This window comes from Leucobacter sp. GX0328, assembly GCF_053567315.1.
The window spans coordinates 63,873-80,641 of record NZ_JBSGPC010000002.1 but is presented as its reverse complement, the minus strand read 5'-3'; the positions used below and the strand labels follow the sequence as shown (position 1 = coordinate 80,641).

At 68.3% G+C, this 16,769-nt stretch carries 13 protein-coding genes and 1 tRNA gene; 6 read left to right on the top strand and 8 right to left on the bottom strand.

Annotated features, from left to right (window positions below; genetic code table 11):
* The first annotated feature begins 26 nt into the window (after window positions 1–26).
* From ACUYTF_RS08505 to ACUYTF_RS08495, 3 genes are all read left to right on the top strand, one after another.
* Entirely contained in the window at window positions 27–923 is an 897-nt protein-coding gene (locus tag ACUYTF_RS08505; protein WP_434142373.1) for a DUF4822 domain-containing protein, read from the top strand.
* A gap of 117 nt (window positions 924–1,040) precedes the next feature.
* A complete protein-coding gene (locus ACUYTF_RS08500) occupies window positions 1,041–4,376 on the top strand; it encodes a LuxR C-terminal-related transcriptional regulator (RefSeq protein WP_434142372.1) in 3,336 nt (1,111 codons plus the stop codon).
* A 303-nt stretch (window positions 4,377–4,679) separates the two neighbouring features.
* Entirely contained in the window at window positions 4,680–6,929 is a 2,250-nt protein-coding gene (locus ACUYTF_RS08495; RefSeq protein ID WP_434142371.1) for a hypothetical protein, read from the top strand.
* Between the two features lie 156 nt (window positions 6,930–7,085).
* Here ACUYTF_RS08495 and ACUYTF_RS08490 read toward each other — a convergent pair whose 3' ends face one another.
* On the bottom strand, window positions 7,086–7,589 hold the full coding sequence (locus tag ACUYTF_RS08490) for a CinA family protein (RefSeq protein WP_434142370.1): 504 nt from the start codon (window positions 7,587–7,589) through the stop codon (window positions 7,086–7,088).
* A gap of 31 nt (window positions 7,590–7,620) precedes the next feature.
* Window positions 7,621–8,016: a low affinity iron permease family protein gene (locus ACUYTF_RS08485; RefSeq protein WP_434142369.1), complete on the bottom strand. Its 396-nt coding sequence runs from the start codon at window positions 8,014–8,016 to the stop codon at window positions 7,621–7,623.
* A gap of 233 nt (window positions 8,017–8,249) precedes the next feature.
* Between ACUYTF_RS08485 and ACUYTF_RS08480 the strand changes: the two genes are divergently transcribed.
* A tRNA-Pro gene (locus tag ACUYTF_RS08480) sits at window positions 8,250–8,326 on the top strand.
* A 147-nt stretch (window positions 8,327–8,473) separates the two neighbouring features.
* Window positions 8,474–9,121, top strand: coding sequence for a hypothetical protein (locus ACUYTF_RS08475; RefSeq protein ID WP_434142368.1), 648 nt, complete (start codon window positions 8,474–8,476; stop codon window positions 9,119–9,121).
* Between the two features lie 112 nt (window positions 9,122–9,233).
* On the opposite strand, the gene ACUYTF_RS08470 is transcribed toward ACUYTF_RS08475, so the two are convergent.
* The gene (locus ACUYTF_RS08470) at window positions 9,234–9,773 is read right to left on the bottom strand and encodes a hypothetical protein (protein ID WP_434142367.1); all 540 of its coding nucleotides are present in this window, start codon (window positions 9,771–9,773) and stop codon (window positions 9,234–9,236) included.
* On the opposite strand from ACUYTF_RS08470, the gene ACUYTF_RS08465 reads away from it, so the two are divergent.
* On the top strand, window positions 9,760–10,071 hold the full coding sequence (locus tag ACUYTF_RS08465) for a hypothetical protein (protein WP_434142366.1): 312 nt from the start codon (window positions 9,760–9,762) through the stop codon (window positions 10,069–10,071). The two genes, ACUYTF_RS08470 and ACUYTF_RS08465, sit on opposite strands and share 14 nt — an antisense overlap.
* Before the next feature lie 115 nt (window positions 10,072–10,186).
* On the opposite strand, the gene ACUYTF_RS08460 is transcribed toward ACUYTF_RS08465, so the two are convergent.
* The 5 genes from ACUYTF_RS08460 to ACUYTF_RS08440 form a co-directional block, all read right to left on the bottom strand.
* On the bottom strand, window positions 10,187–10,822 hold the full coding sequence (locus ACUYTF_RS08460) for a maltokinase N-terminal cap-like domain-containing protein (protein WP_434142365.1): 636 nt from the start codon (window positions 10,820–10,822) through the stop codon (window positions 10,187–10,189).
* A 79-nt stretch (window positions 10,823–10,901) separates the two neighbouring features.
* Window positions 10,902–12,806 (bottom strand): translational GTPase TypA, encoded by a 1,905-nt coding sequence (gene typA / locus ACUYTF_RS08455; protein ID WP_434142364.1) that lies wholly within the window; start codon window positions 12,804–12,806, stop codon window positions 10,902–10,904.
* A gap of 223 nt (window positions 12,807–13,029) precedes the next feature.
* Entirely contained in the window at window positions 13,030–14,754 is a 1,725-nt protein-coding gene (locus ACUYTF_RS08450) for a dipeptide ABC transporter ATP-binding protein (RefSeq protein ID WP_434142363.1), read from the bottom strand.
* Complete coding sequence (locus tag ACUYTF_RS08445) at window positions 14,751–15,704, bottom strand: ABC transporter permease subunit (RefSeq protein ID WP_434142362.1); 954 nt, start codon at window positions 15,702–15,704, stop codon at window positions 14,751–14,753. Before ACUYTF_RS08445 ends, ACUYTF_RS08450 begins: the two co-directional genes overlap by 4 nt.
* Entirely contained in the window at window positions 15,697–16,623 is a 927-nt protein-coding gene (locus ACUYTF_RS08440; protein ID WP_434142361.1) for an ABC transporter permease subunit, read from the bottom strand. Before ACUYTF_RS08440 ends, ACUYTF_RS08445 begins: the two co-directional genes overlap by 8 nt.
* Window positions 16,624–16,769 lie beyond the last annotated feature (146 nt).

Below are 16,769 nucleotides of genomic sequence, written 5' to 3'. Positions count from 1 at the left end.
CCCCGATTCCGACCGAAGGACTGTACATGACCCACCGCCAGAAGCCCGCGCGCCTGCCGCTCATCGCCGCCTCGGCTCTCGCCGCCGCACTCTGCGTGCTGCCCGCCGCGGGAGCGTCCGCCGCCGAGACCGGTGCCGGGACTGCGACGACCGAGACGGCGATCGCCGGGCTTGCCGGCACGGAGAGCACGGTCGCGGAAACCGCTGCGGCAGACGAAACCGCCGTCGAAGCCTCCGCGCCGCAGGCGCTGCCCGTCGATATCGACGCAGCGGCCGCGGCTCTCGCAGCGACCCCGTGGGCGACCACCGGCGCAGTTGACCAGAACGGCAGCGACGTCGCCCTCGACGACCCCCGCGCAGCGAACTTCGTCGGCAACGCGTACTTCCACGCCGACGGCACCTACACGATGTTCAATCTCGATGACACCCCGAAGCTCCAGGGCGATTGGGAGATGCGCATCGTGAACGGCCAGCTGGCCCGCTGGATCAACGCGAAGAGCACTGCCGGCGACGTGCTCTGGCAGCGCATCGTCCCGATCGTGCAGCTCGACTCCGGCGTCTTCACCTACCGCGTCGTCGACGCCGGCGACCCGGCCCAGTGGGTCGACATCATCCACACCCCCACCGACCACGCCGAGCCCGGCAGCGAGACACCCGGCGACGGCGACGACGACGGTACCGCCGAGTCCGACGATGCGAACGGCGCCGGCGGTGCACCCGCCGAAGGTGCAGGCGAGACTCCGGGCGAGACTCCCGCCGAAGCGCCGACCGCACCCGCAGCGAACGCCGGCGCGAAGCAGCCGGGCGCTCTCGCCGTCACCGGCGGTGCGGGTCAGGGCCTGGCCCTCGGCGGTGCACTGCTCGCGCTGCTCAGCGGTGCGGCGATGTTCGTCGTGCGTGCGGTGCGCCGCCGAGCGATCTGATCGCAGGCTGCGGGCGCACGCCGAAGCGCCGGAGAGCCGGTTCACAGCCTCCGCTGTGGACCGGCGTATGCTTCGGAGGTACTCTGGAGACCTCAGGGGGGAAGCAGAGGAGCTTCCATGGGAACCACGGTGACGCCGCCGCTGGGAGCCGCCACGCTCGTGGAGAACCCCATCGGGGCGGCGATGCGCAAGCCGAACCGGCATCGCGCGGTACTGCCCGCATTGCACTGGCAGGACGCGCCCGCAGCGGTCCTCGCCGAGGCGCTCGAGGCGCGCACCGCGCTCTTCAGCGCGACCGGGGCCTCCGGTTCGGGCAAGACGGTGTGGGCCGAGCAGCTCGACGAGGCGGCGCGGGCGTGGTCGCGCACGCACGCTGACCGGTGGCGCGTCGTCCATGTCAGCGCGACGAAGCACGACCACCAGGTGCCGTTCGCGCTCGCACGCCGCATCATCGTCACCGCGGGCGGCGCCCGCCCCGATCCCGACGCCGAGACCGACCCCGATTCCGACGCCGCGATCAACGGCACCGCGAACGACTGCCGCCGCGCGCTCACGAAGGGACTGTCGAGCAGGCGCCGACTGCTGCTCATCATCGACGATGCACAGTGGATCGACGACGCTTCGCTGCAGGTGCTGCGCGCAGTGGTCTCGCAGCACTGGCCGACCGGGCTGTGCCTCGTACTCGCGGGCCGCACGCCGCGCACGCCGCAGACGAGCGAGATCATCGCGACGGCGGCGCGGCACCCGTGGGGCGCGAAGCGCCGCATCGACTTCCTCCCCCTCGACCCCTCGCAGGCGCGCACCTACATCTCGCGCGTGCACGACCTCGAGCTCTCGCTCGCCCTCGCGACTCGACTGACGGCCGTGTCGCGGGGGCTGCCGCTGCTGCTCGACCACGTGCTCGCGTCGCTTCATTCGGTGTGGCAGCGGAGGCAGGCAGCGGAGCGGGTGCAGCGGCCCCGCTTCGACGAGGACATCACCGACGCACTGATCGCCGAGGCCATGCCCGCCCTCGAGTCGCCGATCGACGAGCACGTGCAGCGGCTCCGGCCGGGAGCCCGTGCAGCGGTCGAGATCGCATCGGTGCTCGATGCCCCGTTGTCCGAGAGCGCGTTCGCGCAGCTCGACGGGGCGCTCGACGCGGGTGCCTCACCCGCACAGGCGATCGCCGACGGAGTGCTCGTGGCGGCCGGCCGCAGCGGCCGGCGCGGCGCCGATGCAACCGTCGAAGGGTACGTCGTGCATCACGATCTGCTCGCCGAGGAGATCGCGAAGAGCCTGTCGGCGCGCCGGCGCGCGCGCATCCTGCGGGCGGCGGCCGAAGTGCTGCCCGCGAGCGATGCCGAGAGCAGGTATCGTGCGCTCGTCTGGGCGCTCGAAGCGCACGGGATCGCAGGCACAGCGCCTGCCGAACCGACCCTCGAGCGGCTGCGCGCAGTCGTGACCGAATCGGCCGAGCGCAGGCTCGTCGAGCGCGTGTTGGGCATCATGCAGCTGGCGATCGACGCCGCACGCCGGCCGGCGCCGCGCATCGCCGAGGGCCTCGTCCTCGAGCTCTACACGCTCGCCATGGCGCTCTCGGCGCTGCCCCGGCTCCTCCCTTTCGTGCCGACGCTCGAAGCGATGCCGCCGTCGCCGCTGCGAGATCTCGCCCTGCTGCACATGCGCGAATTCCGGGGCGACTACGCCTGGGCGCGCGAGTTCGGCGCGCGCATGCTGTCCGAGCTCCCCGCACAACTCTGCGGCACCGGCGGCGGTCGTTTCCGCAGCGCTGCCCCTGCCGAGCAGACGGCTCTGCTCGAAGCTCTGCACATCCGCGCCCACGTGCTGCTGATCCTCGGCATGATGGCCCCGCAGGCGACGCTGCGCAGCGACTTCGGGTTCGCTCCGCTGCGTCAGGCCCGGGAGCTCGCACTGCAGCTCGCCGCGCTGCCGGCCGCGCGTTGGGCAGCCGTCGACCGACGGCTGCGCTGGCTGCCGAGCGCCTCCGACATCGTACTGCGCGCGACGGGGCTGATCTTCTACGGTGCGAGCACCGCCGGCGATTTCGAGCTCGCCCACCTCGAATACGTCACGCTCGCGCAGCGCATCGAGGCCGCCCCTGAACGGACCGCGACGCTCTTCGATGCGTACGTCATTCGAGCGGGGGTGCACGCGAGCCAGGGACGCATCGCGCTCGCCTACAACGACCTCGAGTGCACCCAGGCCATGCTCGCAGCCGGTGTCGCGGGCTGGGGCGAGGGCACGGGCCGCACGATGTTCCTCTACTGCGCCTACCTGCTCGGCAAGTCGACCGAGATCCCCGCGATCGTGCAGGAGTCCTCTGCCACGATCCTCGATGCGATGGATGCCGTCAGCAGGCCGTCGTTCTACGCCCTGCTCGCGGTCATTGCTGCGGAGGCCGGCAATGGGGCCGGCTGGCAGGCATCGGCGCAGCTCATGGAGCAGACGCGCACGACCGACTACGACATCTTCGGGGCCGAGTTCGAGATGTGGGCGCAGGTCGCCTATGCGCGCATGACCGATGACCCGGCGGCGCAGCTCGCGGTATTCGCCGCCGACGGGGAGTTCTCGGAGCGGCTGCTGCGGTCGCAGAACATCTTCGCGTTCAAGGTCGACGCGCTCGCGGCCCTGGGCCGGGCCGAAGCAGCCGATCGCGAGCTCGCCCGGCTCCGCGCGCTGCGCTCCCCCGCCTACGAAGGGGTGCACGGGTCGCTCGACTGGCTCGAAGGCCGGGTGCAAGAGGCCTACGGGCACACACGCGAGGCGATCCGCGCCTATGTGGCGGCGGCGAACTCGGTGGGGCACGACTCGGCCTTCCCCGTGGCGACGGCTCGGGCGGCGGCCGACGCAGGCCGGCTCATGCTCGACGTCGGAAGCGACCTGCGGCGAGCGCGCCGCTACCTGCGCAGCGCACTCGACACGTACACGCGGCTGAACATGGTGCCCGCCGCAGTGCGCATCGGCGGGCTGCTCGATCGCAGTCGCGCGGGGGTCGACAGCGCGCTCGGGCCGATCGAGCATCGGCGCGCCGAGGTCATGTCTTCGGTGCCGGGGGCCGAGCACCTGACCGGCCGCGAACGCGATGTGGTGCTGCTCGCGGCCCAGGGATCATCGAACGCCGAGATCGCTGCCCGCTACGGCATCAGCGTTTCGACCGTCGGCTTCCACATGACGAACGTGCTCGGGAAGCTCGGCATGGCGTCGCGACGCGAACTGCACGACCCCCGGGTCGCCGCGGAGCTGCGGCTCGTCAGCGTGTTGCCGCCGCGCCGCGGCTCGGCACGGCTGACCCGGCGCGAAACCGAAGTGATGCGGCTCGCGCAGGCCGACCGCACGAATGCGGAGATCGCCGACGAGCTCGGCGTCAGCTACCGCACCGTCGCATTCCATATCGAGAATATTCTGCGCAAGCTCGGCCTCTCGAGCCGCCGGCAGCTCGCGGCGCTCTGACCCCGGGCGGGCTCCGCTCCTGGGTACGCCTCTTCGTGCGACTTGCCCTGCCCGCCGAGCGCCGCTCGGCGATCCCTGGCGAAACACCTGGCAATGAGTACCGGACTTCTGACGAGCGCCCGAGCCCGACGGCAACCGAATTCTAAGGTGCCGCATAACCGGGTCAGCCGTACTGACTTCGGCGGGGAACCCACTGGACCACGAACAAGGGGAATTCTGATGCCACGTAATGCGCGAAAGTCTTCTTTCGCAGACCCGTCTCCACGGTCGACGACGAAGTCGACGCGAGGCAAGCACCGGCGGTTGGGCCTCGCAGCGCTCATCGCCGCCGCCCTCACCTTCGCGCCGGCGACGCTGGCGTTCGCCGATGAGCCGCCCGTAGACCCCGCCGCTGCAGCGACGGTCGCTGCCGATGCGGCGGCACCGGCCGTCGAAACGGCGCCGGTCGAACCGCCCCCGGCACCCGAACCCGCACCGGCTCCCGAGCCAGCCCCCGAGCCCGCATCGGCACCAGAGCCGGCCCCCGTTCCCGAGCCCGCACCGGGCCCCGAACTCGCACCGGCTCCCGTCGAGACGCCTCCGGCAGCGCCGTCCGAGACGCCCACGGTCGAGGCCCCGGCGCCCGCGGAGGCGGCTCCCGAAGCGGAGCAGAAGACCACCGCCGACAGTGCGGACGATACTGCGAGCGCAGACCCGGCCGCATCGACCCGGTCGATGCAGGCCCCGACCACCGCCGCCCTGAGCACCGCCGACGCATCCGGCAACAAGGGCAACGACAACCCGGGCAAGAAGATCACCATCTGCCACGCTCTCGGCAACGGCGGCTTCATCGTGATCTCGCCGAATGCGAACGGCGACGCCAGCGGCCACGCCGGCGCGCATCACCAGAACGGACGAGACATCATCCCGCCGTTCGACTACACCCACGACGGCGTCGAGGCCCACTTCCCCGGCCAGAACTGGGACGCCGCGGGCCAGGCCGTCTTCAATAACAACTGCACGGCCCCGATCCCGACCCCCGCTGTCGACGTCGTCGTCGACCAGTGCGTCGCCGCGGGCGAGACTCTGCCGCTGACGGTGACGCTCGAACTCAGCAGTCTCAGCGTCGACCGGACCTACTCGGTCGTGGTCAAGAAGGGCGGTGCCGTCGTCTCCGCGACCTCGTTCACCTCGAGCGGCGCGACGGAGACCCTGCAGATGAACATCAGCGGCGACGGCGAGTACACCGCGACCGTCACCGATGCGGTGAGCGGCCAGGGCAGTAGCGCAGCGTTCACCGTCACCCCCTGCCCCGTTCCGGCCGGCACCCCGGTAGTGGCGCTGCTCGTGAATCAGTGCACCGTGCCCGGCGGCGGCCTACCGACGACCGGCGAGATCGTGCTCCGCAACCTGACGGTGGGCGATGACTACACCGTCAGCGTCGTACGACCGAACGGCGAGCCCGCCTTCTCCGAGAGCTTCACCGCGCAGAGCACGCAGCGAGACCTCGACCTGCCGCTGAGCGGCGAGGGCACCTACACCGCCACGCTCCTGGACCGCACGACCACGATCGAGGCGAGCCCCTTCACCGTCGACCTCGCGCCGTGCCCCGATGCTCCGACGCTCGTGATGACGACGGGGCCCTGCCCGGCACCGGGAGCACCCGATGCCGGCATTCGCGCGATCGAAGTCGTGCTCGCCGGCCTGCAGCCGGGCGCCTCGTATACGCTGACGCTGAGCGATAGCGACGGCCCGGTAACGACCGACGCCTTCGTCGCTCCGGGCTCCGAGCTCACCCGCACGTTCTACGTCGAAGACGCGAGCACCTACACCGCGGCCCTCGCTTCGGGCGATGACGACTCGGGCACCGTGCTCGCCGAGGGCAGCGACGACGTCGAAGCGTGCCCGCCGCCGCAGGGGTACGACCTCGGCATCGTGAAGACCGCGAGCGCGGAGGGTGCGGGCGTCTGGGAGGGCGACACCATCCGGTACAGCCTCACCATCACGAACGCGGGCCCGGCCGCGGCGATCGACCCGGTCGTGAACGACCTGCTCCCCGCAGGCCTTTCGAGCGGGGAGGTCGTGAGCCTGCCGGCCGGCTGGTCGGTCTCGGCCGGCGGCGGGGCGCTCATCGCATTCGCGTACTCCGGCAGCTTCGCGGCGGGCGCGAGTGCGTCGATCGTGCTCGAAGCGGTCGTCGGTCCGGTGCCCGAGGGCACGACCGATCTCACGAACACGGCGTGCGTGACCGTACCGGTCGTGCCGACGGTCGCTCTCGCCGATGTCGGCGGCGGCGACACCGACCCCGGCAACGACTGCTCGAGCGCGACGACCCCCGTCACTCCGCCCGTCGTTCCCCCGGTGGAGCCGCCGGCGACCCCGCCGGCCGTGAACCCGCCGCCGGTGACGCCCGCCGCGACCCCGGTCGTGAAGACCCCGGCGCCCGGGCTGCTCGCCACGACGGGCTCGGCTTCGCAGGGGTCGGTGCTGCTGCTCGACGCGCTGCTCGTACTCGCCGGCATCGGCGCACTCGCCTTCGGATACCGCGAGACCCGCAGAATCGGCAGGAGGTAGCCCGGACAGCATGAAGCGGGGTGTCTCGGGACCGATCGGTCTCGAGACACCCCGCTTCTCGTGCCGCAAGCGCCCGAGTAGCCCGCAGGCTCGCCGCATCAACGTGGGGGCGCCGGCGGCCCGAAACCGAACGGCCGGCACTCCTCGATGCATCCGTCATTCGCCCTTCGTCGCGCCGGCGCGCATCTCGATCCGCAATTGTTCGAGCCCGCACTCGATGGTGCGATGCAGTACTTCGATCGGCGATCCGGGAAAGCAGTATTCGGAGCAGCGGACGCTCCCGTCGGGCGTCGCGACCCCGATGACGACGGTGCCCTCGGGCTTCCCTTCCTCGGCACCCGGCCCGCCCACCCCGGTCGCGCTCACGGCGTAGTCCGCCCCGAGCCGATCTCGCGCAGCCAGTGCCATCGACGCGGCCGTGCGCTCGTTCACGACCGGGCCGCGGGGCACGCCCAGCAACCCGAACTTCACCTCCGGGTGGTACGCCACGACCGCCCCGCGAAACCACGAGCCGGAATCGCGCCCGGCGGCGAGCGCCGCGGCGAGCTGGCCGCCCGTCAACGATTCGGCGACGGCGATCGTCGCACCGAGCCGAGCTGCCGCTTCCGCGATCTGCTCGACGAGACGATCGCTGCGTACGCTCCGAGCGCTTTCGGCCATCCCACCGCTCCTTCCGATCCGCCGGGCCCGCTCACTGACCGCCGGAGCTCTCTCGGTTCTCGATCCCGACGGCGTCTCGGAGCTCTTCGGCATCCCGTTCGTGCCCGTCCTCGTGCATGAAGTCGCTCAGCGCATCCGATATCGCGTTGAGCTTGTGCTGCACCGCCTGGTCGGATCTCTTCTGACTGTTCTGCAGCAGCGCGACGAGCAGAAAGGTGACGATCGTCGTCACCGTGTTGATGATCAGCTGCCAGGTGTCGATGCTGCGAATCAGGAAGATCGAGGGGGCCCACAGCAGTACGAGCAGCACGCAGAAGCAGAAGAACCACGCCCTACTCGCAAGTGCCGATGCCCGTTCGGCGAAACGGTCGAAAGCACCGACCTCATCGGAGACCTCATGTGGCATCTGCGGCGCCTTGCTCGCCATGGGCGACTCCTCTCTGACATCGCATTCCACGCACTGTGGAGCTGCAGGTTTCCGCGCCGGCAGGGCGCTTCCTCCGAGTCTCCCGCCGCCCTCGCGTACCGGAAAGCCCCTTGATGCGCTGCAGTCCGTGATGCTATGACGCGCCCGGGGTGCAGCGCACGGACCGCCGGTACCGCACCGATTTCTCACTCGCACAGAAACCCGTTAAGCTGGAGCCTGCGTGAAAACGCAATCGGGATGTGGCGCAGCTTGGTAGCGCACGTCGTTCGGGACGACGGGGTCGCAGGTTCAAATCCTGTCATCCCGACCAGAAAGCCCCGGAACATCCGCAGAATGATGCGGAAGTTCCGGGGCTTTTCTCGTTTCGCCGGGAGCCGGAGCACGGCTCCGATAATGGTTCGGTATTAACGCCCGCGGACCGAATGAATCAGCGGGAGGAGCTCGCTAAGCTGGCGCCATGACCGCAACTCGTCCTCGGCTAGCCGGTTTATCTGCCCTGATCTCCACGACCGCACTCTTCGGACTGACACTCACCGGGTGCGCCGAAACGTCGCCCGATCCACAACGGCCCAAGATCTCGCAGCAGGCAGAGAGCACGCAAGTGCCGCCTCAGCTGAACACGGATGCGCCCACCAGCTCTGCCGAGGAGGCAGGCGCGCCGGTTCCAGCGGGATGCAACGCGATTCTCCCTCTCGAGATCGTGCGCGACTACAGCGATCAACTGCAGTTGTATATGGAAGGGGCACCGGCGGAAGAGAAGCTCGCCAGCCTGCTCGGACCGGTGACGATGGCGACGATCAGAGCGGGAGTCGAGCCGCAATACTGCGGGTGGGGCATCGATCGCTCCGACGCGATTGCCTACATGGGCGTCGCACTCATAGACGAGGCGTCGAAGGCCGAGCTCCTTGCCGCCCTCCGAGACTCCGTATACGTCGAAGTGGATGCAGACGGGGCAGAAGCTGCATTCCAACAGTCCCAGTCGCCGGAGCACAGGTACGTAGACGCAATCGTGATCGACGGCGACCTGCTCATCGCGGTGACGCATACGATCAGCGGAGATTTCGCGCGCGACGCTTGGAAGACTGTGCAGGCGACGCGCGGCTAGAGACCGATGTCAGCCCATCGGTTCGTCTTGTCTCGGGCATCGCTCACTACGCCTGTCGGGCGGGCAGCCCACTCGTCGACTTCTACAACCAGTGCTCGCTGGGGTGCGAAACCTACGACTGATCCCATTCGTCTACTGTGACCACCGTACCCGCTGGCAGCGCGCGTAGCTCGGCGATGCGCTGCTCCGCGTCGACCGGCTCTCCGCTGAGCGTGAGGGCGCGGAAGCGGTACTCGTCCGCCCGCTCGTAAATCGCGATCAGCGCGTCGACATGCATTGTGTAGGTCGTCGGGAAGTCATCGCCGGCATGAGATAGGAGTGCGCCCGGCCCAGCGATACTTCGCCACTCGTGCGGTTCCGGGCACTCGCAGACCCCACCGGAGAAGCGCTCGGCGCAGTAGACGTAGCTGCCGTCTTCGTGAACGTAGGCAGGTGCGGCGAGTGTTCCGAGGCCCGAGTCCCAGCCGGGCAGAGGGTGTGCCGTGCCGGCCTCGTCAGTCCAACTCAAGTGCGTATAGAAGGCGAGCATTATGCAGTCCTCTCCGTGGTGCAGTTGCTGACCAGGTTGCCAGGTACCGATGACACCGGCGCCGTCGGAAAGTTCGCGCCAAACGCCCGGCTTGCCATCGACACGCAATTTGCAGGCAATCACCCAGCGCTTACTGATCGGTTTCGACCCGCTTCGAGCAGTTCTATTGGCTCTGCTTTTGCCGGCGCGATGGAATGAACGTCAGAAGCCAGGGAATGGTGAACAAGATGGGCAGCAGCAGGTCTTGAAAGACCACCGGCCGGTCCAGCTCGGAGCGCAGAATGAAAAACATTACCCACGCACCGACTGCGAATATGAAGAAGAGTACCCGCAAGACGAGAAACAGCGTCCGAATTGGGTGGACCGCGATCTTCAGAAGAAGCGTCACCAAAATGATAATGACGGGAATTGCGAAGACTAGCATCACCGATGACCATAGCAAGGTACGGCTTCGGGTTCGATCTCATGATGAGCGCGCTGGATACAGGCCGTGCAGCAAGCTTCCGGTTGCACCTTGAGGCGGAACTCCCCTTCGACTACACCGCCAGCGTGGCGATGACGACCGGCAGCACCTGCCCCGGCCAGGTCGCGCGCAGCGTCAGCACGCCCTCGGGCTCGACGTACGACGCGTCGAGCACACGCCGCACGGTGAGGGTCGCCGACTCGCTCTCGAGCACCGACACGTCGCCGTCGAGACCGACCTGGGCGGAGGTCACGTCGGGCACGACGGCACCGGACTCGCCCGAGCCGCGCACCCTCACCTTGATCTCGCGGTCGCGATGCTCGCCTGCCGGGTTCACGCCGACCTCGTCGGCCTCGCGCCCGCCCACCGCGATGGTGCGGGCGAGCACCGCACGGAACACGGGGTCGCCGACGGCATTGCTGATCCAGCGCTCGCCGAGCACCCCGTGATCAGAGGTGCCGAGCAGAAACCGCTCCCCCGCTTCCGTCGGAGCGCCGCGGTACACGAGGGGCACGTGGTAGACGGTGCCGTCGCCGGCGGTGAGCAGATGGCCCTCCATGCCGACCTCGCCATCGGGGTCGTCGAACCGGTAGGCGCCGACCGGTGTCAGCGCGGCGATATCGCCGGTGAACCAGGGTTGCTCGGGCAGCCAGGCCGCCAGCAGTTCGAGCTTCGACGGGCTCATGGTGGTCTCGTAGATCAGTGCCATGACTCGACCCTAGAGCATGCGCGAAGGCCCCGCACCCTGCCGCGAACGGGCGGGGTGCGGGGCCTTCGGCCGAGGAAACCTACTTCTGGTTCTTGAGGCGCGATGCCGCGCGGGCGCGGGTCGTCGCGTCGAGCGCGACCTTGCGGATGCGCACGACCTCAGGGGTCACCTCGACGCACTCGTCCTCGCGGGCGAACTCGAGCGACTCCTCCAGAGTGAGGATGCGCGGCGGCGTCATCGACTCGAAGTTGTCGGCGTTCGCCGAACGCATGTTCGTGAGCTTCTTCTCCTTGGTGATGTTCACGTCCATGTCGTCGGCGCGCGAGTTCTCGCCGATGACCATGCCCTCGTACACCTCGGCGGTCGGCTCCACGAAGAAGCTCATGCGCTCTTGCAGGGCGATCATCGCGAACGGGGTGACGACACCGGCGCGGTCGGCGACGATCGAACCGTTGTGGCGGGTCGTGATGGTGCCGGCCCACTCGCCGTAGCCGTGGGCGATCGCGTTCGCGATGCCGGTGCCGCGGGTCTCGGTCATGAACTCCGAACGGAAGCCGATGAGGCCGCGAGACGGAACGATGAACTCCATGCGCACCCAGCCGGTGCCGTTGTTCACCATGTTCTCCATGCGGCCCTTGCGCGCCGCGAGCAGCTGGGTGATCGCGCCGAGATGCTCCTCGGGGGTGTCGATGGTGAGGTGCTCGTACGGCTCCTGCGTCTTGCCGTCGACGACCTTGGTGACCACCTGGGGCTTGCCGACGGTGAGCTCGAAGCCCTCGCGGCGCATGTTCTCGACGAGGATCGACAGGGCGAGCTCGCCGCGGCCCTGCACCTCCCACGCATCGGGACGGCCGGTGTCGAGCACGCGCAGCGACACGTTGCCGATGAGCTCGCGGTCGAGGCGATCCTTGATCATGCGGGCGGTGAGCTTGTGACCCTTCACCTTGCCGACGAGCGGCGAGGTGTTCGCGCCGATGGTCATCGAGATCGCCGGCTCGTCGACCGTGATGATGGGCAGCGGGCGCGGATCGGCGGCGTCGGCGATGGTGTCGCCGATCGTGATGTCCTCGATGCCCGCGATGGCGACGATGTCGCCCGCGCTGGCGCGCTCGGCCGGGTAGCGGGTGAGCGCCTTGGTCAGCATGAGCTCCGTGATGCGCACGTTCTGCACCGAGCCGTCGTGCTTGATCCAGGCGACGGTCTCGCCCTTCTTGATCTCGCCGTGGTGCACGCGCAGCAGCGCGATACGGCCGAGGAACGGCGAGGAGTCGAGGTTGGTGACATGCGCCTGCAGCGGGTGCTCGTCATCGTAGACGGGGGCGGGCACGCGGGCCAGGATGGTCTCGAACAGCGGCTCGAGATCGGGGTTGTCGGGCAGCTGTCCGTCAGCGGGGCGGTTGTGCGACGCTGCGCCGGCGCGGCCCGAGAGGTAGACGGTCGGCACTTCGAGCACCGAGTCGATATCGATGTCGGGGTGATCCTCGGCGAGATCCGAGGCGAGACCGAGCAGCAGATCCTGCGCATCGCTCTCGACGCCCTCGATGCGGGCGTCGGGGCGATCGGTCTTGTTGATCGCGAGGATCACGGGGAGCTTCGCTTCGAGCGCCTTGCGCAGCACGAAACGGGTCTGCGGCATGGGGCCCTCGGCCGAGTCGACGAGCAGCACGACGCCGTCGACCATCGAGAGGGCGCGCTCGACCTCGCCGCCGAAGTCGGCGTGGCCCGGGGTGTCGACCACGTTGATGGTGATGGCACCGTTCTCCGCGTGCAGCCCCTCGTACGAGATGGCCGTGTTCTTCGCGAGGATCGTGATGCCCTTCTCGCGCTCGAGATCGTTCGAATCCATCACGCGGTCGCCGACCTCTTCGTGAGCGTCGAACGAGTTGGTCTGCGTCAGCATGGCGTTGACCAGAGTGGTCTTGCCGTGGTCGACGTGTGCGACGATTGCGACATTACGGAGGTCTTCGCGAGTTGCGAGAGCCATAGAAGTGGAGTCCTAACGAGACGGGCGGAGCGTCGGCGTGGCGGGATGCCGGGCGCGATGGGGATCGATTCCCGCATGGCACAATGAAGGCCGACGTACAATCTTAACGGATCGCGGGGCGTTTCGTCTCCCAGCTTCGACCGGAATCGGGGAATGCGGGCGCGATGCGACGGGCCGCCCGCCGCCGCTCGCCCGCACTCCCCGTGCGCGGCTCGTCGGGTGCTTAACCCGCTCCCAGCTCGATCTGCGCGCCAGGGATCGCCGCGAGCAGATTCTTCGTGTACTCGGTGCGCGGAGACTCGAACACCTCGTCGGTCGTCGACTGCTCGACGATGCGGCCCTGCTGCATGACGCAGACGCGGTCGGCGATTAGGCGCACGACGGCGAGGTCGTGCGTGATGAAGAGGTAGGTGAGCCCCAGATCGCGCTGCAGTTCGGCGAGCAGGTCGAGCACCTGCGCCTGCACGAGCACGTCGAGCGCCGAGACCGCCTCGTCGAGCACGAGGATGTCGGGCTTCAGTGCGAGACCGCGCGCGACCGCGACGCGCTGGCGTTGGCCGCCCGAAAGCTCGTTCGGGTAGCGCGTCGCGAGCTCGCGCGGCAGCGCCACCTGGTCGAGCAGCTCGAGCATGCGCGCCTTGCGGCTCGTCTGGTCGCCCACGCCGTGGATCTTCAACGGCTCGATGATCGTGTTGCCGATGTTGTGCAGCGGGTCGAGCGATCCGTACGGATCCTGGAACACCGGCTGCAGCGTGCGCCGCAGATCGAAGAGCTTGCGGCCCGAGAGGCCCGCGGTCTCCTGACCCGCGATGCGGATCGAACCCGACGACGGCTTCTCGATCTGCAGCACCATCTTGGCGATGGTCGACTTGCCCGAACCGGATTCGCCCACCAGCGCCATCGTCTCGCCGCGGTTCACGGTGAACGAGGCATCGGCGACGGCGTGGAAATCCTCGGACCCGAAGTTGCCTTTGCGCAGCTTGTAGATCTTCCCGAGGCCGGAGACCTCGATCACGGGCTCGCCATGACCCGCCTGCGGCCGTTCGGTCTCGGCGAGGGCCGCGAGGTCGAACGTCGACGTGGGCGCGGTCGGCAGGGTCGGCTCGGTTCCGATGCGGCGCGAGGCGAGGCTCGGCGCCGCCGAGACCAGTCGGCGCGTGTAAGGATGCTGCGGGTTCTGCAGGATCTCGCGGCTCGGCCCGGACTCGACGATGTCGCCCCGATACATGACGATGAGCTTCTCGGCGCGCTCGGCCGCGAGGCCGAGGTCGTGCGTGATGAAGACGACTGCCGTGCCGGTCTCGCTGGTGAGCGACGCGAGATGGTCGAGCACCACCTTCTGCACAGTGACGTCGAGCGCCGATGTGGGCTCGTCTGCGATGAGCAGGTCGGGATTCGCTGCCAGACCGATGCCGATCAGCGCGCGCTGCTTCATGCCGCCCGAGAATTGGTGCGGGTACTGCTTCATCCGCTGCGCAGCGTTCTGCAGACCGGCCTGCTCGAGCACCTCGGCGGCGCGCCGCTTGACCTCCTTGCGCTCCGTGGCGACGCCGTTGGCGCGGATCGCCTCCTCGACCTGGAACCCGATCGACCAGACCGGGTTGAGGTTCGACATCGGGTCCTGGGGCACGAGCCCGATCTCGCGGCCGCGGAGCCGCTCCATCTCGCGTCGCGGCAGGTTCGCGATCTCGCTCCCCTTCCAGAGCACCGAACCGTCGGTGATGCGCCCGGTGCCGGGCAGAAGGTTGATGACGGCGTGCATGGTCGTCGATTTGCCCGACCCCGACTCGCCGACGATCGCGACCGTCTCACCCGGGTAGACGTCGAAGCCGACGCCGTGGAGCACCTCGTTGGGGTCCTTCTTCTTGCCGAACGCGACGCGCAGGTCGCGAACGCTGAGCAGCGGTTCCACCATGGCTCCCTTGCTGTTCTCGGTCGTCTCGCTCATCGCTGGGCCCTCGCCTTCGGGTCGAGGGCGTCGCGCACCACTTCGCCGAGCATGACGAAGCCGAGCACCGTGATGGAGAGCGCCAGTGAGGGGTAGAGCAGCGGCATCGGATCGGTGCGCAGCGAGAGCTGCGCCGCGCTGATGTCGTTGCCCCAGCTGATGAACTGCCCGGGCGGCAGGCCGACGCCGAGGAAGGAGAGCACCGATTCCGCGACGATCGCGGACGACAGCGAAAGCGTCGTCACGACGATCGCCGGGGCGAGCGCGTTCGGCAGCACGTGACGCAGGAGCGTCGCGAAACGCGACAGGCCGAGCGCTAGGGACGCCATCACGAAGTCCGCGTTCTTGACGCGCAGGATCTCGCCTCGCACGATGCGGGCGGTGATGGGCCACGAGAACCCGCCGATCGCGAGCGCGATGACGAGCGGGTTGCGGTGCGCCGAGAGCACGCTCATCACGACGACTGCGGCGAGGATGTACGGGATCGAGAAGAAGATATCGCCGATGCGGGAGAGGATCGAGTCGAGGGGCCCGCCGAAGAATCCGGCAAGGGCGCCCATGATCGTTCCGACGACGAAGGTGATCATGATCACGATCAGGCCGACGGATACCGATGTGGGAGTGCCGTAGATGATGCGCGAGTACACGTCGCAGCCCTGCTTGTTGTATCCCAGCGGATGCCCGGCGCTCGGGTCGCCGTTCGAGTTCGCCAAGGTGCAGGCCCTCGGGTCCACGTGAGCGAAGACCGAGGGGAACAGGGAGATGAGGATCACCACGAAGATGATCACGGCCGAGATCCAGAACATGGGGCGCCGGCGCATGTCGCGCCAGGCATCGAGCCACAGGTTCGATTTCTTGTCGTCGATCTTGACGGCGTCGACGGCGTCGACCGGGGTCTCTTCGAACGGAGCGACGAAATGGACGAGGGCGGGGCGCTGCGGCTCAGGCATAACGGATCCTCGGGTCGAGTACGGCGTAGAGGAGGTCGACGACGAGATTGACGCCGAGATAGATCAGCACCATCAGGGTGACGAATGAGACGACGGTCGCATTCTCGCCCTTGAGGATGGCTTGGAAGAGCACATTGCCGACACCGGGGACGTTGAAGATGCCCTCCGTGACGGTCGCACCGACCATGAGGACGCCGAAGTCGGTCGCGGTGTTCGTGATCGTCGGGATCAGCGAGTTGCGCAGCACGTGCACGGGAACGACCCGTCGCTGGCTCAGGCCCTTGGCGTACGCCGTGCGCACGAAGTCCTGATTGAGCGTGTCGATCACCGAGGAACGTGTGAGTCGCATGCTCGTCGCATACAGGCTCGTACCGAGGACGATCGCGGGCAGAATCAGGTCTTGCGTCGGTGCGCCCGAGCCGACGGTCGGGCTGAACCACTCCAGCTTCAGCCCGAGCCCGAACTGGGCGATGAACGCGATCACGAAGATCGGGATGCTCAGGAATAGCAGCCCGATGATCAGGTTCACGTTGTCGAACAGCTTGCCCTTGCGCAGTCCCGAGAAGAGTCCGATCACGACCGCGAGCACGAGTTCGATGACGATCGCCATCGCGGCGAGCTTGATCGTTATGGGGAACGTCCGGGCGAGGATCTGGGATACGGGTTCGCCGGAGAAGCTCGTACCGAAGTCGCCGACCAGGATGCCCTTCAGGTACAGCAGGTACTGCACGAAGAACGGCTGGTCGAGGTGGTACTGTTCGCGCAGGCGCTCGAGCACCGCTTCGCTCGGCTGCTTGTCGCCGAACATCGCGGCGATCGGGTCGCCGGGCATGGCGAACACCATGAAGTAGATGAGGAAGGTGGTGCCGAGGAGCACCGGGACCACCTGGAGAATTCGGAAGAAGAGGTATCTCAGCATGTTGCGCTGCCCTTCTCCGTGAGGTCGTTGAACATGTCTGTCGATCTTTCGCAATCGCTATGCGAGCCGGGCCGCGGACGACGTTGTCCGATCCCGCCGGTACGTGGGCTGGACGAGACGGATTCGACGTCTCGTCCAGCGCGGAG

What these genes read in the sequence shown, in the direction of transcription:
- ACUYTF_RS08505 (WP_434142373.1), top strand. Translation starts at nt 27, where the DNA reads ATGACCCACCGCCAGAAGCCCGCGCGCCTGCCGCTCATCGCCGCCTCG.
- ACUYTF_RS08500 (WP_434142372.1), top strand. Translation starts at nt 1,041, where the DNA reads ATGGGAACCACGGTGACGCCGCCGCTGGGAGCCGCCACGCTCGTGGAG.
- ACUYTF_RS08490 (WP_434142370.1), bottom strand. Translation starts at nt 7,589, where the DNA reads ATGGCCGAAAGCGCTCGGAGCGTACGCAGCGATCGTCTCGTCGAGCAG.
- ACUYTF_RS08485 (WP_434142369.1), bottom strand. Translation starts at nt 8,016, where the DNA reads ATGGCGAGCAAGGCGCCGCAGATGCCACATGAGGTCTCCGATGAGGTC.
- ACUYTF_RS08475 (WP_434142368.1), top strand. Translation starts at nt 8,474, where the DNA reads ATGACCGCAACTCGTCCTCGGCTAGCCGGTTTATCTGCCCTGATCTCC.
- ACUYTF_RS08460 (WP_434142365.1), bottom strand. Translation starts at nt 10,822, where the DNA reads ATGGCACTGATCTACGAGACCACCATGAGCCCGTCGAAGCTCGAACTG.
- typA (WP_434142364.1), bottom strand. Translation starts at nt 12,806, where the DNA reads ATGGCTCTCGCAACTCGCGAAGACCTCCGTAATGTCGCAATCGTCGCA.
- ACUYTF_RS08450 (WP_434142363.1), bottom strand. Translation starts at nt 14,754, where the DNA reads ATGAGCGAGACGACCGAGAACAGCAAGGGAGCCATGGTGGAACCGCTG.
- ACUYTF_RS08445 (WP_434142362.1), bottom strand. Translation starts at nt 15,704, where the DNA reads ATGCCTGAGCCGCAGCGCCCCGCCCTCGTCCATTTCGTCGCTCCGTTC.
- ACUYTF_RS08440 (WP_434142361.1), bottom strand. Translation starts at nt 16,623, where the DNA reads ATGCTGAGATACCTCTTCTTCCGAATTCTCCAGGTGGTCCCGGTGCTC.